Below are 22,803 nucleotides of genomic sequence, written 5' to 3'. Positions count from 1 at the left end.
GGGCGTACGTTGACTGTCATCGACGATATATCGGACGCTCCGGCACCTGACGCGCCGCTGGCGCCGCTGCTGGAAGTACGCGACCTGCACGTGGAGTTCCACACCCGTGACGGCGTCGCCAAGGCCGTGAACGGCGTGAACTACTCGGTGAGCGCCGGCGAGACACTGGCGGTGCTGGGCGAGTCCGGCTCCGGCAAGTCGGTGTCCGCGCAGGCGGTCATGGGCATCCTCGACATGCCGCCGGCCCGCATCCCCAAGGGCGAGATCTTCTTCCAGGGCCGCGACATGCTCAAGATGTCCGGCGAGGAGCGGCGGAAGATCCGCGGCCGGAAGATCGCGATGATCTTCCAGGACGCGCTGTCCTCGCTGAACCCGGTGCTCAGCGTCGGCTACCAGCTCGGCGAGATGTACCGGGTGCACCAGGGCCTGTCCCGCAAGGACGCCAAGGCCAAGGCCATCGAGCTGATGGACCGGGTACGCATCCCCGCCGCCAAGGAGCGGGTGGGCGACTACCCGCACATGTTCTCCGGCGGTATGCGCCAGCGCATCATGATCGCCATGGCGCTGGCCCTGGAACCCGACCTGATCATCGCCGACGAGCCGACCACGGCCCTCGACGTGACGGTCCAGGCGCAGGTCATGGAGCTGCTCGCGGAGCTGCAGCGCGAGTTCAACATGGGCCTGATCCTGATCACCCACGACCTGGGCGTGGTCGCCGACGTCGCCGACAAGATCGCGGTGATGTACGCCGGCCGGATCGTCGAGGACGCGCCCGTCCACGACATCTACGCCCGCCCGGCACACCCGTACACCAAGGGCCTGCTCCAGTCGATCCCGCGGCTGGACCAGAAGGGCCAGGACCTGTACGCGATCAAGGGCCTGCCGCCGAACCTGACGCGCATCCCGTCGGGCTGCGCGTTCAACCCGCGCTGCCCGATGGCGCAGGACATCTGCCGTACCGACGTGCCTCCGCTGCACCCGGTCGGCCCCGCGCGCGGCAGCGCATGCCACTTCTGGAAGGAGACCCTCGGTGAGTGAATCCACCCTCCCCCAGGACCCCGAGTCCGCGGCGGCGGCGACCGCCCCCGAGGGCGCAGCGCCCGCGGCGACCCCGCCCGAGACGGCCGAGGCCGAGGTGGTGTTCGCCGAGGCGGCCGCCGCCGCGCTCGCCGACCGCGAGCCGATCCTGCAGGTACGCAACCTGGTCAAGCACTTCCCGCTGACCCAGGGCATCGTCATCAAGCGGCAGATCGGCGCGGTCAAGGCCGTCGACGGCATCTCCTTCGACCTGCACGCCGGCGAGACGCTGGGCATCGTGGGCGAGTCCGGCTGCGGCAAGTCCACCGTCGCCAAGCTGCTGATGAGCCTGGAGCAGGCGACCGCCGGCGAGGTCTTCTACAAGGGCCAGGACATCACCAAGCTGTCCGGGCGCGCCCTCAAGGCGGTCCGGCGCAACATCCAGATGGTCTTCCAGGACCCGTACACCTCGCTGAACCCGCGGATGACGGTCGGCGACATCATCGGTGAGCCCTTCGACATCCACCCCGAGGTGGCGCCCAGGGGCGACCGCCGCAGGCGGGTCGAGGAGCTGCTCGACGTCGTCGGCCTGAACCCGGAGTACATCAACCGCTACCCGCACCAGTTCTCCGGCGGCCAGCGCCAGCGCATCGGCATCGCCCGCGGCCTCGCGCTCAACCCGGAGATCATCATCTGCGACGAGCCGGTCTCCGCGCTCGACGTGTCGGTGCAGGCGCAGGTCATCAACCTGATGGAGAAGCTGCAGGCCGAGTTCAACCTGTCCTACATCTTCATCGCGCACGACCTCTCCATCGTCCGGCACATCTCGGACCGGGTCGGCGTGATGTACCTGGGCAAGATGGCCGAGATCGGCACGGACACCGAGATCTACGAGCACCCCACGCACCCGTACACCCAGGCACTGCTGTCCGCGGTGCCGGTGCCGGACCCGGAGGCGCGCGCGCACCGGGAGCGGATCATCCTGAGCGGTGACGTGCCCTCGCCGGCGAACCCGCCGTCCGGCTGCCGGTTCCGTACTCGGTGCTGGAAGGCGCAGGACCGGTGCGCGACGGAGGAGCCGCTGCTGGCGATCCCGTCGCGGTTCGTGGACGCCGAGACTCCGGCCGCCCACGAGTCGGCGTGCCACTTCGCCGAGGAGAAGGACGTGGTGGGCGCGGCCTGACCGCCCGTCCGCGGCGACACCGCAGCACGTCAGAAGGGGCGCCCCCGGCGGGGGCGCCTCTTCTGACGTGCTGTCGCGCTCTGGCCAACGCATTGGCTCCGCGACACGCTGGAGTAGAAGTGCGGCTTTGCCGCAATTGCTGTGTCATGGGTCACGAAGTGTCATTTGTGACCCATGAGGAGGCACGCGATGCGCGGAGCCACGCGCGTGAAGTGGGCCGTCGGTGTGACAGCCGTCGCCCTGACGGCCGCCGCCTGCGGCAGCAGCAACGACAGCGGCGGGAGCAGCAGCTCCACGGGCGGCAGCGGCGGCGGCATCGTACGGGCCTCCTGGGGCGACCCGCAGAATCCGCTGGAGCCGGCCGACACCACCGAGGTGCAGGGCGGCAAGGTGCTCGACCTGATCTTCCGGGGCCTGAAGAAATACAACCCGAAGACGGCCAAGGCCGAGAACATGATCGCGTCGTCGATCACCTCCACGGACTCGCAGAACTTCGACATCAAGCTCAAGAGCGGCTGGACGTTCAGCAACGGTGAGCCGGTCACCTCGGACTCTTTCATCAACGCCTGGAACTTCGACACGCAGCTGAAGAACTCCCAGCTCAACGCGAGCTTCTTCCAGTACATCGACGGCTACGACAAGGTGCACCCGGACGCCACCGGCGCCAAGGCCACCGCCACCACGCTGTCCGGTCTGACGAAGGTCTCCGCCACCGAGTTCAAGGTCAGGCTCAACCAGAAGTTCGCGCTCTTCCCCGACACCCTGGGCTACGCGGCCTTCTACCCGCTGCCGCAGGCGTTCTTCACCAACCGCAAGGCGTGGGAGGCCAAGCCGATCGGCAACGGGCCGTACCTGATCTCCTCGTACGCCAAGGGCTCCAAGATGCAGCTGCAGAAGTGGAACGGCTACAAGGGTCCCGACCCGGCCCAGAACGGCGGGGTCGAGCTGCGGGTCTACACCGACAACAACACCGCCTACACCGACCTGCAGGCCGGCAACCTCGACCTGGTCGACGACGTGCCGGTCGCGCAGCTGCCCAACGTCAAGAGCGACCTGGGCAACCGTTACATCAACGTGCCGGCCGGCATCATCCAGACCATCGCCTTCCCGCTGTACAGCTCGCGCTGGTCATCGGCGAACGCGGCGAAGGTCCGGCAGGGCCTGTCGATGGCGATCGACCGCAAGGGGATCACCCAGCAGATCTTCCGGCAGACCCGCACCCCCGCGACCGACTGGACCTCGCCGGTGCTCGGCGCGGCGGGCGGCTTCAAGGCGGGGCTCTGCGGCGATGAGTGCACCTTCAACCCGACCAAGGCCAAGCAGCTGATCGCCCAGGGCGGCGGCCTGCCCGGCGGCAAGATCACCATCTCCTACAACGCGGACACCGGCTCGCACAAGGAATGGATCGACGCGGTCTGCAACAGCATCAACAACGTGCTGGGCAACAACAAGGCCTGCGTCGGCGCCCCCATCGGCACCTTCGCCGACTTCCGCAACCGGATCACCAACAAGCAGCTGAACGACCCCTTCCGGGCCGGCTGGCAGATGGACTACCCGCTGATCCAGGACTTCCTGCAGCCGCAGTACTTCACCGACGCCTCGTCGAACGACTCGCACTACAGCAGCCCCACCTTCGACAAGCTGGTGAACGAGGCCAACGCCGCCACCAGCAGCGCCGACTCGGTCAGCAAGTTCCAGGACGCGGAGCGGCAGCTGGTGATCGACATGCCCGCGATCCCGCTGTGGTACCAGAACGGCAGCGCCGGCTTCTCCTCCAACCTCTCGAACGTCGCGCTGAACCCGTTCAGCGTGCCCGTCTACAACGAGATCAAGGTCAAGTGACACCGCGGCCGGGGGCCGCCGCACCGGTCGGAGCACCGGCGGCGGCCCCCGGCCCCCACTTTCCCCGGAACTCCCCGGAAGGCTCCGAATGGGACGCTATGTGATCCGGCGGCTGCTCCAGATGATCCCGGTGTTCATCGGCAGCACGTTCCTGATCTTCTTCATGGTCTACGCGCTCGGCGACCCCGTCGCCGCGCTGTTCGGCGACCGCGCGCCCGACCCGGCCACCGCCGCCCAGATCCGGGCCGACCTGCACCTCAACGACCCGTTGTGGAAGCAGTACCTGATCTACATGAGGAACATCTTCACCGGGGACTTCGGCACCGCCTTCAACGGGCAGTCCGTCCTGAGCCTGATGGGCAGCGCCTTCCCTGTCACCATTCGGCTGACCGTCGTCGCGATCATCTTCGAGATCGTCATCGGCATCGCGCTCGGCGTGCTCACCGGCATGAAGCGCGGCAAGCCGGTCGACACCGGGGTGCTGCTGCTCACCCTGGTGGTGATCTCGGTGCCGACCTTCGTGACCGGTTACGTGCTGCAGTACCTGTTCGGCGTGCAGCTGGGATGGACCAGCCCGTCGGTCTCGCCGGAGGCGCCCTTCGACGAGCTGATCCTGCCGGGCCTGGTGCTCGCCCTGGTCTCGCTGGCCTACGTCACCCGGCTGACCCGCACCTCGATCGCCGAGAACACCCGCGCCGACTATCTGCGCACAGCTGTCGCCAAGGGCCTGCCGCGGCACCGGATCATCATCAGGCACCTGCTGCGCAACTCGCTGATCCCGGTGGTCACCTTCATCGGCACCGACATCGGTTTCCTGATGGGCGGCGCGATCGTCACCGAGCGGATCTTCAACATCCACGGTGTCGGCTTCCAGCTCTACCAGGGCATCCTGCGCAACAACGCGCCGACGGTGGTCGGCTTCGTCACCATCCTGGTGCTGGTCTTCCTGATCGCGAACCTGCTGGTCGACCTGCTCTACGCGGTCCTGGACCCGAGGATCCGTTATGCCTGAACGCAATCCGCTGGACCCCGAGCAGGGGCCGATCGCGCCGGGCGGCGGCTACGGCGCCGGGATGGACCTGGCGGCCTCCGACGCCGACGCACTGGAGCACGCGCCGGACCACGGGCAGGAGCCGGGCGGCCCGGCGGGCAAGCCGCGCAGCCTGTGGTCCGACGCCTGGCGGGACCTGCGGCGCAACCCCATCTTCATCATCTCGGTGCTGATCATCCTCTTCCTGGTCTTCATTTCGCTGTGGCCGGGCACCATCGCCAGCCAGGACCCGCTGGCGGCCAACCTGTCCAAGGCGCAGGCGGGCCCGGCGCCCGGCCACCCGTTCGGCTTCGACACCCAGGGCCGCGACGTCTACACCCGGGTGGTCTACGGAGCCCGCGCCTCGGTGACCGTCGGCGTGTGCGCGACGGCCGGAGTGGTGCTGCTCGGCAGCGTGCTGGGCGGGCTGGCCGGCTTCTTCGGCGGCTGGTGGGACGCGATCCTGTCCCGGATCAGCGACGTCTTCTTCGGCATCCCGGTGGTACTCGGCGGCCTGGTCTTCCTGTCGGTGGTCACCAACAGCACGGTCTGGCCGGTGGTCGGCTTCATGGTGCTGCTGGGCTGGCCGCAGATCGCCCGTATCGCCCGCGGCTCGGTCATCACCGCCCGGCAGAACGACTACGTCCAGGCCGCCCGCGCGCTGGGCGCCGGCAACTCCCGGATGCTGCTGCGGCACATCACGCCCAACGCGGTCGCCCCGGTGATCGTGGTCGGCACCATCGCGCTGGGCACCTACATCGCCCTGGAGGCCACGCTGTCCTACCTCGGCGTCGGCCTCAAACCGCCCACCGTCTCCTGGGGGATCGACATCTCCGACGCGTCCAGCCAGATCCGCAACGCCCCGCACATGCTGCTGTGGCCCGCCGGCGCGCTGAGCCTGACCGTCCTGGCGTTCATCATGCTCGGCGACGCGGTGCGCGACGCCCTCGATCCCAAGCTGCGCTGAGGAGCCCGCCGATATGGCCACAAGTGTCGAGCTGAGCAGCGGCGGAGGCGGTACGTACGACGGCCCGCTGCTCGACGTACAGAACCTGCACGTCGAGTTCCGCACCAGGGAGGGCGTCGCCAGGGCCGTCAACGGCGTCGAATACTCGGTCGACGCGGGGGAGACCCTCGCGGTGCTCGGCGAGTCCGGCTCGGGCAAGTCCGTCACCGCCCAGGCGATCATGGGCATCCTGGACTCGCCGCCGGGCTTCGTCACCCAGGGCAAGGTCCTCTTCCAGGGCCGCGACCTGCTCACGCTGGGCACCGAGGAGCGCCGCAAGGTGCGCGGCGCCCGGATGGCGATGATCTTCCAGGACGCGCTGTCGTCGCTCAACCCGGTGCTGAACGTCGGCGAGCAGCTGGGCGAGATGTTCACCGTGCACCGCGGGATGTCCCGCAAGCAGGCCCGCGTGAAGGCGATCGAGCTGATGGAGCGGGTCCGCATCCCGGCCGCGAAGGAGCGGATCAGGAGCTACCCGCACCAGTTCTCCGGCGGCATGCGGCAGCGGGTGATGATCGCCATGGCGATGGCGCTGGAACCCGAGCTGATCATCGCCGACGAGCCCACCACGGCGCTGGACGTGACCGTGCAGGCACAGGTGATGGACCTGCTCGCCGACCTGCAGCGCGAGTTCAACATGGGCCTGATCCTGATCACCCACGACCTGGGTGTGGTCGCCGACGTGGCCGACAAGATCGCGGTGATGTACGCCGGGAAGATCGTCGAGACCTCGCCGGTCCACGACATCTACCGGGCGCCCGCCCACCCGTACACCAAGGGCCTGCTCGACTCGATCCCGCGGCTGGACCAGAAGGGCCAGGAGCTCTACGCCATCAAGGGGCTGCCGCCGAACCTGCTGCACATCCCGCCCGGCTGCTCCTTCCACCCGCGCTGCCCGATCGCGCAGGACGTCTGCCGGGTCGAGGTGCCGCCGCTCTACCGGGTCAGCCAGGACCGGGCCAGTGCCTGCCACTTCTGGAAGGAGACCCTCGGTGACGACAGCGCCGCGGCCGACAAGGCCTGAGCCGTCCGGCGGCGCCCCCGCGGACCGCGAGCCGATCCTGGAGGTGCGCAACCTGGTCAAGCACTTCCCGCTGACCCAGGGCATCGTCTTCAAGCGGCAGGTCGGCGCGGTCCAGGCGGTCGACGGGGTGTCCTTCGACCTCTTCGCCGGCGAGACGCTGGGCATCGTGGGCGAGTCAGGCTGCGGCAAGTCCACCGTCGCCAAGCTGCTGATGAACCTGGAGGAGCCGACGTCGGGGGAGATCCGCTACCACGGCGAGGACATCACCAAGCTGTCGGGCCGCGCGCTGAAGGCCGTCCGGCGCAACATCCAGATGGTCTTCCAGGACCCCTACACCTCGCTCAATCCGCGGATGACGGTCGGCGACATCATCGGCGAGCCGTACGAGATCCACCCGGAGGTCGCGCCCAAGGGCGACCGGCGCAAGCGGGTACGCGACCTGCTGGACGTGGTCGGGCTGAACCCGGAGTACATCAACCGCTACCCGCACCAGTTCTCCGGCGGCCAGCGGCAGCGCATCGGCATCGCCCGCGGGCTGGCGCTGCGGCCGGAGATCATCGTGGCCGACGAGCCGGTCTCGGCGCTGGACGTCTCGGTGCAGGCGCAGGTGGTCAACCTGATGGAGCAGCTGCAGGACGAGTTCAACCTCTCCTACATGTTCATCGCGCACGACCTGTCGATCGTCCGGCACATCTCCGACCGGGTCGGGGTGATGTATCTGGGCAAGATCGTGGAGATCGGCGCCGACGAGGAGATCTACTCGCACCCCACCCACCCGTACACCCAGGCGCTGCTGTCGGCGGTGCCGGTGCCCGACCCCTCGGCGCGCGCTTACCGGGAGCGCATCATCCTGACCGGTGACGTGCCCTCGCCGGCCGACCCGCCGTCCGGCTGCCGCTTCCGCACCCGCTGCTGGAAGGCGCAGGAGCGGTGCGTGGTCGAGGAGCCGCTGCTGGCGGTGCCCGAGGTCTTCCGCGGCACCGCCGGTCCGGCCGAGCACGACTCGGCGTGCCACTTCGCGGAGGAGAAGCAGGTCGTACAACCCGAGGAATGACGCCCAGGACCGGACCGGCCAGGGGCGCGTAACCGGGCACGAGGCCGTCGCGGACCGGGGCCGTACGGACCGCGCCGGGGCCGTTCGGCGCGGTCCGTACGGCGGCTCACACCGGACGATCCGAGATGTCCTCCAGCGCGGCCAGCGCCGGGTCCATCACGATGTCCTCGCCACGCGCGACGATGGTGGGTTCCTCGGGGAAGTGGCAGGCGGTCAGGTGCCCCTCGTCCGCGCCGCCCAGCCGGACCAGCGCCGGCTCCTCGGCGGCGCACTTGTCCTGCGCCTTCCAGCAGCGGGTGCGGAAGCGGCAGCCGGACGGCGGATTGATCGGCGAGGGCACGTCACCGGCCAGCCGGATCCGCTCCCGCTCGCGCTCCTCGCCCTCCAGCTCCACCTCGGGCACCGCCGACAGCAGCGCGTGGGTGTACGGGTGGCGCGGCCGCTGGTAGATCGACTCCCGGTCGCCGACCTCCACGATCTTGCCCAGGTACATCACCGCGACCCGCTCGGAGAAGTGCCGGACGATCGCCAGGTCGTGCGCGATGAACAGGAACGCGATGCCCAGCTCCCGCTGCACCTGCTGGAGCAGGTTGACCACCTGGGCCTGGATCGAGACGTCCAGCGCGGAGACCGGCTCGTCGGCCACGATCAGCTTGGGCTGCAGCGCCAGCGCCCTGGCCACCCCGATGCGCTGCCGCTGGCCGCCGGAGAACTCGTGCGGGAAGCGGTTGAAGTGCTCGGGGTTGAGTCCCACGGTCTCCAGCAGCTCGCGGACCCGGTTCTCCCGGCCGCCGGGCGGGTTGATCCCGTTGATCTCCATCGGGCCGCCGATGATCGTGCCCACCGTCTGCCGCGGGTTCAGCGACGAGTACGGGTCCTGGAAGATCATCTGGATCTCGGACCTGACCGGTGCCAGCTCCTTGCGGGTGGCGTGCGAGATGTCCTGGCCGCGGTAGCTGATGGTGCCCGCGGTGGGTTCGAGCAGCCGGGTGATCAGCCGTCCTGTGGTGGACTTGCCGCAGCCGGACTCGCCGACCAGGCCGAAGCTCTCGCCGGCCCGTACGGTCAGGTCGATGCCGTCCACCGCCTGCACCGAGCCGACCTGGCGTTTGAACGGGAAGCCGCCCATGACGGGGAAGTATTTGGTGAGGCCGCTGACCTGCAGCAGGGTCTCGCCGGCCGGTTCCGCGGCGGCGGCGTCGGCCGGCGCCTTGGACAGTGAGATGTCGTTGCTCATGTGATGCCTGCCCCAGTGACCGTCAGCCGAGCCGCGGCTGAATCGTCTCGATGAACACGGACTCCTTCTGGTCGTCCGTCAGATGGCACGCCGAACCCCGGCCGTCGGGCAGCACCGGCTGCTCGGTGGCGCACCGGGCCCCGACGACCAGGTCGGTGAAGCCGCAGCGCGGATGGAAGGCGCAGCCCGTCGGTGGGGCGAGCAGGCTCGGCGGCGCCCCCGGGATCGGCGTCAGCGGCTCGGACACATCGGACATCAGCCGCGGCATCGACCCCAGCAGGCCCCAGGTGTACGGGTGCTGGGGGGCGCGGATCAGCTCGCGCACCGAACCGCGCTCCACCGCCCGGCCCGCGTACATCACCAGCAGGTCGTCGGCGACGTTGGAGACCACGCCCAGGTCGTGGGTGATCAGGATGATCGCCGACCCGAACTCCTGCTGCAGGTCCTTGAGCAGGTCCAGGATCTGCGCCTGCACGGTCACGTCCAGCGCGGTGGTCGGCTCGTCGGCGATCAGCAGGTCCGGGTTGCACACCAGGGCCATGGCGATCATCGCCCGCTGCCGCATACCGCCGGAGAACTGGTGCGGGTAGTCGTCGACCCGCAGCTTGGGCTGCGGGATGCCGACCTTCTCCAGCATCTCGATGGCCCGCTGCCGGCCCTCGCGCTTGCTGACGCCGCGGTGCTTCACGTACGGCTCGGCGATCTGCCGGCCGACCGTGTAGTAGGGCGACAGCGCGGTCAGCGAGTCCTGGAAGATCATCGCCATCTTGTCGCCGCGCAGCTTCTCCAGCGTGCGGTTGCTCGCCCCGGTCAGCTCCTGGCCGTCCAGCAGGATCTCGCCGGCCACCTCGGTGGTGGCCGGGTTGTGCAGCCCGAGAACGGTCAGGTTGGTCACCGACTTGCCCGAGCCCGACTCGCCGACGATGCCCAGCGTCTGGCCGCGCCGCAGGTCGAACGACAGCCCGTCCACGGCCTTGACTACGCCGTCCTCGGTGGAGAAGCGCACGTAGAGGTCGCGTACCGACAGGAAAGCGTCGGACGCGGCCGGGACGGCGTCCTCCACCGGTTTGGTCATGGTGGTCACTGACGGTCTCCTAGGACAGCCGCACGCGCGGGTCGATGAACGCGTAGGCGGCGTCCACGATGATGTTGAACAGGACGATCAGGGCGGCGCTGAAGAGCATCACGCCCATCAGCATGGGCAGGTCGGTCTTGGTCACCGAGTCGATCGCGAGCCGCCCGAGGCCGGTCAGCTGGAAGGTGTACTCGGTGATCATCGCGCCGCCGAGCAGCGACCCGAGGTCGATGCCGAGGATGGTGATGATCGGGATCAGCGATCCGCGCCAGGCGTAGCGGAAGAAGACGTACCGGCTGGACATGCCCTTGGCCCGGGCGGTGCGGACGTGTTCCTCCTGCAGCTGCTCGATCATCGTGGAGCGCGACATTCGGGTGTAGTTCGCGGTGAACAGGATCGACAGCACGCACCACGGGATGAGCAGCCCGTTGAACCAGGAGGTCGGGCTCTGCGTGATCGGCACGTATTTGGGCTGGTCCAGGATGTGGTTGTTGTAGACCAGCAGCGCCAGCACGATCGGGCCGACGAAGTAGATCTGCATCGAGCTGAGCACCAGCGACGCGGAGCTGAAGACCTTGTCGGTGAGGGTGCCGCGCTTCCAGGCGGCGAGCATCCCGGTGCCGAGGCCGACGAGCAGGAAGACCACCATCCCGCCGAGCGCCAGCGAGAGCGTCGTGGGCAGCCGGTCCATCAGGGTCGGCCAGACCGGCTCGCTGTTGGCGAAGGAGTAACCGAAGCAGGGTGCGGGGCAGTTACCGGTGCTGAAGCGGTGACCGGTGAAGATCCGCACCATGTAGTCGTAGTACTGCACCGGCACCGGGTGGTCCAGGCCCAGGTTGTGGTGGATGATCTTGAGGTTGTCGGGCGTGCAGTTCTTGCCGCAGGACAACAGCGCGGGGTCGTGCGGGATGGCGAAGAACAGCAGGAAGGTGAAGGCGCTGATGAACAGCAGAATGACCACAGCGCCGAGCGTCCGGCGGACGAGGAATCGAAGCATGGCGGTCGCAGCTCTCTGAGGACGGCGGCGGTGGTGGACCGGGCGGCGCCCCGGTGGGGCCGGACGGTGACGTCCGGCCCCACCGGGACAGTGCGCCGGTGCTTACGGCTTGAGGTAGAGCTTCGTCGCGTCGATGCCGGCGAACATGTTGTTGTAGACGGCACCGCCGACCTTGGAGCCGAACAGCTGCAGCTGCTTGTAGTAGACGGTCGGCACGGCCGGGATGACCTTGGTGAGGATGTAGGTGTTCAGCGCGAACCAGGCGGCCTGCGCCTGCTTCGGGTCGGTGATCGCCGAGATCCGGTCGATCTCGCTGTTCACGTGCGCGTCGTTGACGTGCGAGTAGTTGGGCGCCTGGTCGGAGATGGTCCGGCCGTCGAAGACCGGCGGGATCACCGTCAGCGCGCTGGGCCAGTCCGAGCCCCACGCCTGCGAGTAGATGTCGTACGGGTTGTCGACCTTGCCGATCAGGTCGTAGTACGTGTCGGACGGCAGTTCCTTGCGCTGCACGTCGAAGCCCGCGGTCTTCAGCGCGGCGGCGATCGCCACCGAGTACTGCTGGCCCTGGGTGGTGTTGACGTACGCGTAGGTGATCTTGGTGTTCAGCTTGCCCGCGTCGGTGAGGATCTTCTTGGCCGCGGCCTGGTCGCCGTTGGGGTTGGCGATCTTGCCCAGCGGGTCGGCCTTCTGGTAGCCGGCCAGCGCGGGGCTGATGAAGCCGCCGGCGTACTCGGCTCCGTAGGAGGCGCCCAGCGCCTGGTAGACCGGCTTGGTCGGGATCGCCAGCGCCAGCGCCTTGCGGACGTTGAGGTCCGTGACCTTCTTCATGTTGAAGTCGATCTGGCCGACGAAGGGCTGGTAGCCGGCCACCGTCCGCTTGTAGATCGTCGGGGTGCCGACCACCTTCGGGGTGTTGTCGGTGTCGACCGCGTTCGAGAAGCTCACCGAGGTCTGGTTCTCACCCGAGTCGGACATCATCCGCTTGGTGGAGTCCTCGTACTGGTGGTTGAAGCTGATCGCGAACGAGTCCACGTACTGGTGCCGGGCCGAGTCGGTGCTCGGGTCCCAGTTGGGGTTCTTCACCAGGGTCATGGACTTGCCCTGGTCGAAGGATTTGATCATGTACGGGCCCGAGGCGACCGGCGCCTTGTCGTACTTGAGCTGGGTGTCCTTCGCCGAGTCGACCACCGAGTAGCCGGGCATCGCGAACAGGTACGGGGTGTCGGTCTGCGGCTTGGCGAAGTGGAAGACGACCGTCTTCGCGTCCGGCGTCGCCAGCAGGGTGTCCGGCAGGTGCTTGCCCTTGTACGGGCCGTCCGGCAGCAGCTTGCGGTAGTCGGTGCCGTTGACGTTGGCCAGCCACTGCTGGAGGTAGACCGGGCCGTTGGTCACGAACGGGGCGAACATCCGCTCCACCGACCACCGGATGTCCTTGGACGTGATCGGCGTACCGTCCTGGAACTTGATGCCGTCCTTCAGGTGGTACGTCCAGGTCTTGCCGCCGTCGGACTGCTCACCGCTGTTGGTGGCGAGGTCGCCGACCACGGTGTAGTTGCCCTTGTTGTCCAGCTTGTAGGTGGTCAGCCCACGGTGGATCAGGGTTGCCAGCTGGCCCTCGTTCTGCACGTAGATCTGTGCCGGGTCCAGGTGGGTGTAGCTGTCACGCTCCAGGACGTTCATCGTGCCGCCGCTGGCCGCACCGGGCACCGGCTCGGCCGGCCCCTTCGACGCGGCGTCGTCACCGAAGGTGATCTGGCCGGCCAGCTGTTCGGCGCTCTTGCTCTGCTTCGCCCTGGCGTCCTTGTTCTCGGTGCCGCCCCCGCCACCGCCCCCGCCACTGCTGCATGCGGTAAGGACCAGCGCGCCGGCGGCGACCGCCACCAGCGCGGCCCGGGTTCTACGCACGTAGAGTCTCATATCGGTTGTTGCACCCCTGTTCCGTTGATGCTGTGAGCTGACCGGTCCGGTGCGGGGCGACGCCGCCCCGCGCCGGTGTCCCTAGCGAGCGCCCTTCGGGTCGAAGGCGTCCCGGACCGAGTCCCCGAGCAGGTTGAAGGCGACGATGAAGATCACCATCGCGATGCTGGGGAAGAACATGTAGGTGAGATCGTTCTGGTAGACGTCGGCGCCGCGGGCGAACATCCGTCCCCAGTCGGGCGTCGGCTCCACGAGGCCGACCCCGAGGAACGACAGTCCGGCTTCCGCGGTCACGAAGGTCGGCAGCATCAGGGTGCTCTGCACCAGGATCGGCGTCACCAGGTTCGGCAGCAGCTCCCGGCGGACGATCCGCATCGACGAGGCGCCGGTGACCCGGGCCGCCTCGATGAACTCCCGCTCCCGCAGGCTCAGCACCTGACCGCGCAGCAGCCGGGACAGGCCCATCCAGCCCAGGAACCACTGCACCGCGATGAGCGCCACCACCCGCAGATACGTCGGCGTCTCGTCCACCGGGCTCACGAAGATGGCGGTCACCACCGGCATGACGGCGACGAAGAACAGCTGCGCCGGGAAGGCCATCAGCAGGTCGGTGATCCGGCCGATGAAGTAGTCCACCTTGCCGCCGAGGTAGCCGGCGGTGATGCCCAGCAGGATCGCGGTGACCGTCACCGCGAGCGTCACCGCGAGCGCGATGCTCAGCGAGGTGCGGATCCCGTAGAGCAGCTGGGTGAACACGTCCCGGCCGAGCTCCGGTTCGACCCCGAACCAGAACCGCCCGCTGATGCCGCCGTTGGGCGCGATCGGGTAGCCGAAGTCGTTGAGCAGGCCGGTCTCGTGCTGCCCGTACAGCGTGTACGGGTTCTTGCCGTAGAACTTCGCGATGACCGGCGCGAGGATCGCGATCACGAAGAAGAAGCCGACGACGTAGGCCGAAATGACCCCCGTGCGGTCCCGTTTGAACCGCCGCCACATCAACTGCCCGGGGGAGCGGCCGACCAGCTCGGCCGCGACCGAGGGTTCGGCGGCGGTGATCTCATCCGGTTCCCCGGGCGGACCTGAGACCGTGGTCTCGGTGGAACTCGTCATCGCGATAGCCCCCGCAGCGGTATTGGGACGGCGCGACGGGCTGACGCGTCGCGAGTTGCCCGGACTGTCGCAATGAAAGCAACTTCCAGTCAAGGGGGCGCGGAGGGAAGAAAGCGTGATCGACTGCTTCTTGAGCGAAGAGTGAGCAGATCGTCTTCCGGATGTGCTTGACAGCCCCCGGCCGGGGTGGGCTTGTCGGACTTGTCCGGACCAATTGTGTTAACACGCGGGCAACTTGGCTGTCGTCTGCCCGATATACGGACCACGATTGCCGCACTCCGCACGTCCCGCCCGCGGTTCCCCGGACGCCTGGGGGCGTGACCGGTCGCCCTCCGGGCGGAGGGTGAGCGTCTTTCAGGTGAGGGCTGGGGCTAGGCCTGAGGGTGCAGGGAGCGGTGGAGGAAGTCGACCTGGAGGAGGAGCAGGTTCTCCGCCACCTGCTCGTGCAACGCCATGTGCGTGATGCCGCCCGACAGCGGCAGCACCTCGTGCGGCCGCCCGGCGGCCAGCAGCGCCGAGGACAGCCGCAGCGCGTTCGCCACCAGCACGTTGTCGTCGGCGAAGCCGTGAACGATCATCAAGGGCCTTGCCGGCTCGGCGAGTTCCGGGATGCCGTCCGCGGTGACCACCGAGTTGCGGTCGTAGGCGGCGGCCTGCTCGTCCGGATGCCCGAGATACCGCTCGGTGTAGTGCGTGTCGTACAGCCGCTGTTCGGTCAGCGGAGCTCCCGCGACCCCGGCGTGGAAGACGTCGGGGCGCCGCAGCACCGCGAGCGCCGCCAGCGTGCCGCCGAAGGACCAGCCGCGGATCGCGACCCGGCCGAGGTCGAGCGGGAACTCCTCGGCCAGCGCGTGCAGCGCGTCGATCTGGTCGTGGAGGACCACCTCGGCGAGCCGGCCGCCGGAGATGCCCTTCTCCCACTCGGGGGAGCGCCCGGGAGTGCCGCGGCCGTCCGCGACGATCACCGCGAAGCCCTGGTCGGCGAACCACTGGGAGACCAGGTGCGGGTTGTGCGCGGCCAGCACGCGCTGGCCGTGCGGACCTCCGTAAGGGTCCATCAGCACCGGCAGCGGACCGTCGCCTTCGGCGTAGCCGGTGGGCAGCAGCACCGCGCACGGGATGCCCCGCTTGCCGGCCTCGGTGAGGCGGACCCGCGCGGTCAGCGACGGCGTCTCCGCGGAGGAGCCGACCTCGGCGACCACCCGCCCGGACCGCAGCACCCGGACCGTCGCGCCGGGGCGGTCGAGTACCGCGGAGACCAGGACGGTGACCTCGCCCGCCCGCACCGCGGAGTGCACGCCGGGCTCGTCCGTCACGCGGACCGGGCCGTCCCCGCCCACCCGGTACACATGGATCTGCCCGGTCTCCGGCGCGGTCGCCGCAGGTCCCGCCGACGCGCTGACCAGGATGTCCTCGCCGCCGGCGTCCAGCACCGACCGGACGTGCAACTCGCCGCCGGTGAGGGCCTGCTGACCCGCCATCAGCACCCGGACGCCGTCCCCGTCGGTGATCCGCAGCAGCGTCCCGTCGGGCCGCAGAGCGGGCACGCCGGGGAAAAGATCAAGCCAAATTCGATCTTCCTCGGCGACCGCGGTGCTGGTGGCACCCGTCGCGAGGTCCACCGTCAGATAGTGCTGGGTGCGCTGGTCCCGGGCCTGGACCAGCAGCACCGGCGCCCCCGCGGCCGTCCAGTGCACCGCCGCCAGATACGGGAAGCGCTCCCGGTCCCATGTCACGTCCCGCCGACTGCCGTCGAGGCCGAGCAGCGCGAGCGACACCTCCGCGTTGGGCGTGCCCGCCGCCGGATAGGCGACCTGGACCGGGGCGCGGTCGGGCTGCGACGGCTCGGAGATCCATCGCCGTGCCACCGCCGACTCGTCCACCCTGGCGGCCAGCAGCGCGGAGCTGTCCGGCGCCCACCAGAAGCCGCGCGAGCGGCTCATCTCCTCGGCCGCGACGAACTCCGCCAGCCCCCACGTCACCTCGTCGCCGTCCGGCTCGGCCAGCGCGCGCTCGCCGCCCCCGTCGGCGCCGACCACCCGCAGCGCGCCCCCCGCCGCATACGCCACCCATCGCCCGTCGGGCGAGGGCCGCGGGTCCACCACGGGACCCGGCACCGCCACCTCGCGGGCCCCGGCGCCCCCGGGCACCAGCGAGGTGGTGAACAGCCGCCCGGACAGGGCGAAGGCGGCCACCGTCACCGCGCTGTCCACCGCGTAGGCCACCACGCCCGCGGAACCCTCCCTGCTGCGCTCCCTGCGGGCCTTCTCGGCCGCGGGCAGGTCCTCCTCGGAGCCGCCGAGCAGCGCTGCCGGATCGGCCGCCACGCGCTCGCGCGCCGCCCCCCCGTCCCCGGCCCCGTCGCCCGGCGGCAGGTCGAGCACCCACAGCAGCTGCGCGGTGTCCGTGCCGGACCGCGACCGCAGGAAGACCACCCGCTCGCCCTCGGGCGCGACGACGAACGAGCGCGGCGCCCCGAGGGTGAACCGCTGCGTTCGTGCGTGCTGCCGAGGGAATGAGAGGTACGTCATACCCGGCACCCTAGGGGCTGCCACTGACAACCGCCTCCGGATATTCACCGGACGGCCCCGCGCGGCCTCCGACCAGCGCCGGAGCACCCCCGGTCGAATTCACGCCCCGGGCCGCCGATGGCCGGATCTGGTCATGCGCCCCCGCGTGCTTCCGTGCTCCGACATATGCGGTGGCACGGAAAGTTATGATCCGTTGCCGTGGGTGGGTAATAAGCATGTGGCAACTGACATGAACCCTGCGTACCTGGAGGTGAGCCGCTGTGGCACTCTCGATTTCGGCGGTGCTGCTGCTGCTGATCGTCGTGGTCCTGTTGATCCGCAGGTCCGGCCTGAAGACCGGGCATGCCGTCGCTTGCACGCTGCTGGGCTTCTACCTGGCGAGTTCGTCCTGGGCACCACAGATCACCGACCTCACCAACAACGTCGCCGGGATGATCTCCGACATCAAGTTCTGAGCGCCCCAGGCGGGAGTCGTAGGCTTCCGCCATGACCGACCGACCCACCCCGCCGGCACGTCCCGAGCGCCGTCTGCTGCTCGTCCACGCCCACCCGGACGACGAGACGATCAACAACGGCGCCACGATGGCGAAGTACGCGGCGGAAGGTGCCCTCGTCACCCTCGTCACCTGCACCCTCGGCGAGGAGGGCGAGGTCATCCCGCCGGAGCTCGCGCACCTGGCGTCCGACCGGGACGACACCCTGGGCGAGTACCGGAGCGGCGAGCTCGCCGCGGCGATGGCCGAACTCGGCGTCACCGACCACCGCTTCCTCGGCGGCCCCGGCCGCTACCGCGACTCCGGCATGATGGGCGTCGCCCAGAACGAGGTGGCCGACTGCTTCTGGCAGGCCGACCTGGACGAGGCGGCAGGCCGGCTGGCCGAGGTCATCATGGACGTCCGCCCGCAGGCGCTGGTCACCTACGACGACAACGGCGGCTACGGCCACCCCGACCACATCCAGGCCCACCGGGTCGCCCTGCGCGGCTACGAACTCGCCGCCGGGCAGGGCCACCGGGTCGACCGGGTCTTCGAGATCTGCACCCCGCGCTCGGTGGTCGAGGAGAGCTTCGCCCGCCTCGCCGCGGTCGGCGAGGACTTCCCCTTCGATGGCGTCGCCACCCCGGACGACGTGCCCGGCGTGCTCGACGACAAGCTGGTCACCGTGGCGGTCGACGGCAGCGCGTACACCGGTCACAAGATCGCCGCGATGCGCGCGCACGCCACGCAGATCGCGGTGGACGGCCCCTTCTTCGCGCTGTCCAACGACCTCGGGCAGCCGGTCTCCGCGACCGAGTGCTACCGGCAGGTGCGCGGTGACGCCCTGCGCGGCGCCCCCGCCGACGGCCCGGCCGCCGGGCTCTTCGACGACGATGCCGACGACGATGCCGACGACGACGCCGGTGGGGACGCGGGCGGGGACGCGATCGCCGCGTCCGACGGGAGCGCGTCATGACCACCCCGATCACGCTCGGCCGGATCCTCGGCTACCTGGGCCTCGGCGTCCTCGGGGCCCTCGTCGCGCTCGCCGGGGCGCTCGTCCAGGCCGGCTGGTTCCCCGGCGGCCTGCTGCTGGCCCTGGCGGGCTGCGCCGGCCTCTTCTACGGCGGCCTGAAGGCCACCGGGAGCCGGGCCGGGGTGGCGGTGCCCGCCGGCTTCTGGCTGATCTCCGTGCTGCTGCTCAGCTCCACCCGGCCGGAGGGCGACTTCCTCTTCGCGGCCGGCGCGGGCGCGTATCTCTACCTTCTGGGCGGCGCTCTGGCCGCGGTGATCTGTGCCACTCTGCCCCAACTGACCTCATCCGGGGCGAATACCGCCTGACTTGGCGGGCAGGGGCAACCACATGGTTGGCTGAGCGCGAGCGTTCCGGCCGACCAGGGTCGCGGCCATCGGCAGGTCGGTATGGTGGGGCCCGCCGGCTTGCCGCAAGCGGAGAACAGTGTCGGGCGGCGAAGCTAACCGGGAGAGCCTGCTTTGACTCGTGAAACTGATAGTTCGTCCTCCGGTCCCCAGGGCCGCGGCGGTGCCGCGTACCCGTCGGGGACCCCGCCGTACGGCAGCCGCCCGTTCCCCTCGCTGCACCCGCAGGAGCGGACCAGGCCGCCGGGGGCGCCGGACGACGGGTCCGGCGGCCAGGACGCCGCCACCGAGGCCGGCGGCGCGGCCGCGCCGGACGAGCCGAGGACCGAGACGACGCTGACGACCCGGATCCGCATCAACATCCCGGGCTCCCGCCCGATCCCGCCGGTCGTCGTCCGCACCACGGTCGACGAGGGCGCCGCCGCGGCCGCCGCGGCCGAGACCGCCGCGCAGGCGGCGGCCGCCGCCGAGGCGGAGGCGCCGGCCGAGCCTGAACCGGAGAAGACCAGCGACTGGTTCGCCCCGCGCAAGTCCGCGCCGGCCCAGCCGCCGGCCGCCCAGGACTTCGGGCAGGACCAGTCCACGGGCGGGATGCCGCTGCCCGGCGGCGCCCCGGCGTCGCCCTACGGGCGGGACGAGTCGCCGGCCGGCGCCCCCGCCTCGCCCTACGGGCCGGACCAGCAGGCCGGGGGCGCCCCGGCCTCGTTCTTCGGGCAGGACCCGTCCTCGGGCGGCGTGCCGGGCGGCGCTCCGGCGTCGCCGTACGGGCAGGACCAGTCGACCGGCGGGATGCCCCTTCCGGTCCGCACCCCCGGCTCGGGGGTGCCCTCGCAGGGGTCGACGCCGCCCGGGTCGCTGTTCGGCGGCGGTGACGCGCCGACGGGGAACACGCCGTATCTGCCGCAGCAGGGCGGTCCCGCGCCCGGCGAGGACGAGGCCGCACGCGGGTCGCACGACACCCCGGCAGGCGGCTTCGCCGCACCCTTCGCGAACGAGGCGCCGCCGTTCGGCGCCGGTTCGCCCTTCGACACCGGCGCCGCGCCGCAGGGCTCCGCCGACGCGTCGCCGTTCGGGGCGGGTTCGCCCTTCGACACGGCCGCGATGCCCGTCGTGCCGGGCGACGCCGCGCCGTACGGCGCCGGCGGCAGCCCCGCAGCGGACGACGGCCGTTCGCCGTACGACACGGGTGCCACGCCCGTCCTGGACGACGGCCCCTCGCCGTACGACACGGGTGCCACCCCCGTCCTGGACGACGGCCCCTCGCCGTACGACACCGGCGCCACGCCCGTCCGGGGCGACGGCACGTCCCCGTACGACACCGGCGCCAACCCCGCGGTGAACGATGCCCGTTCGCCGTACGACACCGGGTCGCAGCCGTTCGGGACCACCGACTTCCCCCCCGGGGTGCCGCGGCCCAGCGAGGAGCGCGCCCCGGGCGGCGAGGACCCGCTGGGGGCGCCGTTCGGCTCCACCACCGGGCCGGCCACCGGCGCCGTGAACGTACCGCCGCTCATGCCGGAGGCGGTCCGGCCGCCGGCCGGGCCGAGCGGCTTCCGGCCGCCGACGCCTGGCCCGCGCGGCGGGACCGGCATCCTGTCGGGCGACACCCTGGTCGGCGGCATCGCGGCCGTGCCGGCCGGCGAGTCCCGCCCGGCCCGCAAGGCGCCGCCGCGGGCCGCGGCCCCCGCCGCAGAACCCGAACCCGCCGCGGCCCGCCCCGCACCCGCACCCGCCCGTCCCGCCAAGAAGGGCCGCTCCAAGCCGGTGCTGCTCGGCGTCGCGGCCGGCGGCGTCCTGGTCGTCGCCTACGGCGCCGGCCTGCTGATGAACCACGCCGACGTCCCCAAGGGCACCACCGTGCTCGGTGTGGACATCGGCAACCAGAACCGCGAGGCGGCCGTCAAGATGCTCGACAACGCGCTCGGCGACCGCACCACGGCGCCCCTCTCGCTCACCGTCGGCGGCAGGAAGCAGACCCTCAAGCCCTCGGTGGCCGGCCTGTCCGTCGACACCGACGCGACCGTCCAGCAGGTCGCGCACGCCGACTACAACCCGGTCTCGGTGATCGGCTCGCTCTTCGGCGGCAGCCGCACCGCCGACCCGGTCTTCGTGATGGACGAGGACAAGCTCAAGGCCGCCCTGCAGTCGGTGGCCGGCAAGAACAGCGACGGCACCGACGCGATGGTCCGCTTCAAGGACGGCAAGGCGATCGGCGTCCCGGGCAAGCCCCGGCAGAACCTCGACCTGGCCGCCGCGTCCGCCCAGGTCGAAGCGGCCTACCGGACCCGCGCGGAGACCGGCGCGGACACCTCGGTGGCGCTCAACGCCGCCACCGCGCCGCCCAAGGTCTCGCAGGCCGAGCTCGACAAGGCCGTCAACGGCTTCGGCAGGACCGCGATGTCGGGCCTGGTCACCGTCCGGGCGAACGCGATCCAGAAGATCAAGTTCAGCCCGAACGGCACCCTCCCGAAGTTCCTCACGATGCGCGCCACCGCCGACGGCAAGCTCGCCCCGCACATCGACCTCGACACGCTCAAGGGCCTGTACGGGAAGACCTTCCACGACGTGCTGCTGAAGCGGCCCGACGGTTCGAAGACCGCGGTCACCCCGGACGACGTGGCGAAGGCGCTGATCCAGGCACTCGGCGCCACCGACCCGGCCGGCCGGACGGTCACCTTCCCGAACCTGGCCTGACCGGCGCTTGCAGGCCGGGTCGTCAGGAGCCCCCGCGCTCCGGACGGCCCGGCCTTTTCTTTGTCGGACACGGCCTAGGAAGCGCGGGCGGCCACCGGTGCGAGAGGGACGGCCGCCCGCAGGGTGAAGCCGCCGTCACCCGCGCGGGCCGTGGTCAGCGACCCGCCCGCCAGGGCCAGGCGTTCGGCGAGGCCGGTGAGCCCATTGCCCCGGGGGCCGGCCACCGCCGGACCGTGGCCGTCGTCCGAGACGGTCAGCACGGCGACACCCGCCTCCGGGTCCACGGTGAGCGCGCACACGCACAGCGCGGCGCCGCTGTGCCTGACCACGTTCGTGGCGGCCTCCCGCAGCGCCCAGGCGAGCGCGCCCTCGGTGTCGCCGGCGAGCCCGGGCAGCGGGTCCGGGATGTGGGTGCGCACCGCCACTCCCGCGCTGGCCAGCGCCCCGCGGGCCGCCGCCACCTCGCCGGCCAGGGTCGGCCGCCGGTAGCCGCTGACCGCCTCGCGGACGTCCACCAGGGCCTGCCGGCTGACCCGCTCGATGTCGCCGACCTGCTGGGCCGCCTCCTCCGGCCGGGCCGGCAGCATCCGCCCGGCCAGCTCGCTCTTCAGCGTGATCAGCGACAGCGAGTGCCCGAGCAGGTCGTGCAGGTCCCGGGCCAGCCGCAGCCGTTCCTCGGTGGCCGCCAGCTGCGCCACCGTCTTCCGGGCCTCCCGCAGCTCCCGCATCGTGCGGACCAGCTGCTTGACACCCAGCATCGCGAAACCGCCGAGCAGCGCGGGGATCACCAGCGCCGGGTAGAGCTCGCCCGGCGAGTCGACCCACGCCCCCGTGCCGGCCAGCACCACGGTGACCCCGGGCACCGCCCACCGCGCCTCCTCGGCCGGCAGCGCCGCCCCGCAGGCCACCGCGACGTAGACGAACAGCACCAGCCAGTCCTTGCCGAGCGTCGAGGACAGCCCCAGTGACAGGACGGTCTGCGCGGCCAGGATCTCGTACACCCAGGTCGCGGGGCGCTCGTCGGCGCTGGTGCGCAGGAAGACCAGCGCGAGGTAGGCGACGACGAAGAGCGCCAGCCCGAGGCCCGCCAGGACCACGACGGCCACCGAGTGGTGGCCGTCGGACAGGTCGCTGACCGGCGAGCCAAGATAGAGCAGCCAGATGCCGATCCAGGCCAGCTTCACCAGTGCCTGCTTGCGGGTCTCCGGGATCCGGCCCATCGGGGAGTCGTCG

At 70.6% G+C, this 22,803-nt stretch carries 18 protein-coding genes; 11 read left to right on the top strand and 7 right to left on the bottom strand.

All coding sequences use genetic code 11. The annotated features are described in order from the left end of the window. The first annotated feature begins 9 nt into the window (after window positions 1–9). The 7 genes from OG702_RS12440 (at window position 10) to OG702_RS12410 (ending at window position 8,156) form a co-directional block, all read left to right on the top strand. On the top strand, window positions 10–1,038 hold the full coding sequence (locus tag OG702_RS12440; RefSeq protein ID WP_327288936.1) for an ABC transporter ATP-binding protein: 1,029 nt from the start codon (window positions 10–12) through the stop codon (window positions 1,036–1,038). A gap of 97 nt (window positions 1,039–1,135) precedes the next feature. Beyond that, on the top strand, window positions 1,136–2,200 hold the full coding sequence (locus OG702_RS12435; protein ID WP_327293200.1) for an ABC transporter ATP-binding protein: 1,065 nt from the start codon (window positions 1,136–1,138) through the stop codon (window positions 2,198–2,200). A 189-nt stretch (window positions 2,201–2,389) separates the two neighbouring features. Next, a complete protein-coding gene (locus OG702_RS12430; RefSeq protein ID WP_327288935.1) occupies window positions 2,390–4,042 on the top strand; it encodes a peptide ABC transporter substrate-binding protein in 1,653 nt (550 codons plus the stop codon). Window positions 4,043–4,130: 88 nt separating this feature from the next. Then, window positions 4,131–5,054 carry an ABC transporter permease gene (locus tag OG702_RS12425; protein WP_327288934.1) on the top strand — a complete coding sequence of 308 codons (924 nt, stop codon included), beginning with the start codon at window positions 4,131–4,133 and terminating at the stop codon, window positions 5,052–5,054. Then, window positions 5,047–6,039: an ABC transporter permease gene (locus OG702_RS12420; RefSeq protein ID WP_327288933.1), complete on the top strand. Its 993-nt coding sequence runs from the start codon at window positions 5,047–5,049 to the stop codon at window positions 6,037–6,039. The genes OG702_RS12425 and OG702_RS12420 overlap by 8 nt, the downstream gene beginning before the upstream one ends. 13 nt (window positions 6,040–6,052) lie before the next feature. After that, window positions 6,053–7,102, top strand: coding sequence for an ABC transporter ATP-binding protein (locus OG702_RS12415; RefSeq protein WP_327288932.1), 1,050 nt, complete (start codon window positions 6,053–6,055; stop codon window positions 7,100–7,102). Continuing rightward, window positions 7,071–8,156, top strand: a complete 1,086-nt coding sequence (locus tag OG702_RS12410) for an ABC transporter ATP-binding protein (RefSeq protein WP_327288931.1) — start codon at window positions 7,071–7,073, stop codon at window positions 8,154–8,156. Before OG702_RS12415 ends, OG702_RS12410 begins: the two co-directional genes overlap by 32 nt. Before the next feature lie 106 nt (window positions 8,157–8,262). Here OG702_RS12410 and OG702_RS12405 read toward each other — a convergent pair whose 3' ends face one another. From OG702_RS12405 to OG702_RS12380, 6 genes are all read right to left on the bottom strand, one after another. Next, window positions 8,263–9,393, bottom strand: a complete 1,131-nt coding sequence (locus OG702_RS12405) for an ABC transporter ATP-binding protein (protein WP_327288930.1) — start codon at window positions 9,391–9,393, stop codon at window positions 8,263–8,265. Between the two features lie 22 nt (window positions 9,394–9,415). Then, the gene (locus OG702_RS12400) at window positions 9,416–10,477 is read right to left on the bottom strand and encodes an ABC transporter ATP-binding protein (RefSeq protein ID WP_442814399.1); all 1,062 of its coding nucleotides are present in this window, start codon (window positions 10,475–10,477) and stop codon (window positions 9,416–9,418) included. 10 nt (window positions 10,478–10,487) lie between these two features. Further along, on the bottom strand, window positions 10,488–11,465 hold the full coding sequence (locus OG702_RS12395; RefSeq protein ID WP_327288929.1) for an ABC transporter permease: 978 nt from the start codon (window positions 11,463–11,465) through the stop codon (window positions 10,488–10,490). Between the two features lie 102 nt (window positions 11,466–11,567). After that, on the bottom strand, window positions 11,568–13,382 hold the full coding sequence (locus OG702_RS12390) for an ABC transporter substrate-binding protein (protein WP_327288928.1): 1,815 nt from the start codon (window positions 13,380–13,382) through the stop codon (window positions 11,568–11,570). Between the two features lie 81 nt (window positions 13,383–13,463). After that, complete coding sequence (locus OG702_RS12385; protein WP_327288927.1) at window positions 13,464–14,489, bottom strand: ABC transporter permease; 1,026 nt, start codon at window positions 14,487–14,489, stop codon at window positions 13,464–13,466. 371 nt (window positions 14,490–14,860) lie between these two features. Continuing rightward, window positions 14,861–17,020 carry a S9 family peptidase gene (locus OG702_RS12380; RefSeq protein WP_327288926.1) on the bottom strand — a complete coding sequence of 720 codons (2,160 nt, stop codon included), beginning with the start codon at window positions 17,018–17,020 and terminating at the stop codon, window positions 14,861–14,863. A gap of 260 nt (window positions 17,021–17,280) precedes the next feature. Here OG702_RS12380 and OG702_RS12375 point away from each other — a divergent pair, with 260 nt between their 5' ends. The 4 genes from OG702_RS12375 to OG702_RS12360 all read left to right on the top strand — a co-directional run bounded on the left by OG702_RS12375 (window position 17,281) and on the right by OG702_RS12360 (window position 21,570). Beyond that, window positions 17,281–17,475, top strand: a complete 195-nt coding sequence (locus tag OG702_RS12375; protein WP_327288925.1) for a hypothetical protein — start codon at window positions 17,281–17,283, stop codon at window positions 17,473–17,475. 31 nt (window positions 17,476–17,506) lie between these two features. Next, window positions 17,507–18,472, top strand: coding sequence for an N-acetyl-1-D-myo-inositol-2-amino-2-deoxy-alpha-D-glucopyranoside deacetylase (gene mshB / locus OG702_RS12370; RefSeq protein ID WP_327288924.1), 966 nt, complete (start codon window positions 17,507–17,509; stop codon window positions 18,470–18,472). Then, window positions 18,469–18,837 (top strand): DUF6113 family protein, encoded by a 369-nt coding sequence (locus OG702_RS12365; protein WP_327288923.1) that lies wholly within the window; start codon window positions 18,469–18,471, stop codon window positions 18,835–18,837. The genes mshB and OG702_RS12365 overlap by 4 nt, the downstream gene beginning before the upstream one ends. 153 nt (window positions 18,838–18,990) lie before the next feature. Further along, window positions 18,991–21,570, top strand: coding sequence for a hypothetical protein (locus OG702_RS12360; RefSeq protein ID WP_327288922.1), 2,580 nt, complete (start codon window positions 18,991–18,993; stop codon window positions 21,568–21,570). 74 nt (window positions 21,571–21,644) lie between these two features. On the opposite strand, the gene OG702_RS12355 is transcribed toward OG702_RS12360, so the two are convergent. Next, the gene (locus OG702_RS12355) at window positions 21,645–22,790 is read right to left on the bottom strand and encodes a sensor histidine kinase (protein ID WP_327293197.1); all 1,146 of its coding nucleotides are present in this window, start codon (window positions 22,788–22,790) and stop codon (window positions 21,645–21,647) included. Window positions 22,791–22,803: the final 13 nt, after the last annotated feature.

This window comes from Streptomyces sp. NBC_01198, assembly GCF_036010485.1.
Lineage (GTDB): Bacteria > Actinomycetota > Actinomycetes > Streptomycetales > Streptomycetaceae > Actinacidiphila.
The sequence above is the reverse complement of the archived record's forward strand: the minus strand, read 5'-3'. Positions and strand labels throughout refer to the sequence as shown.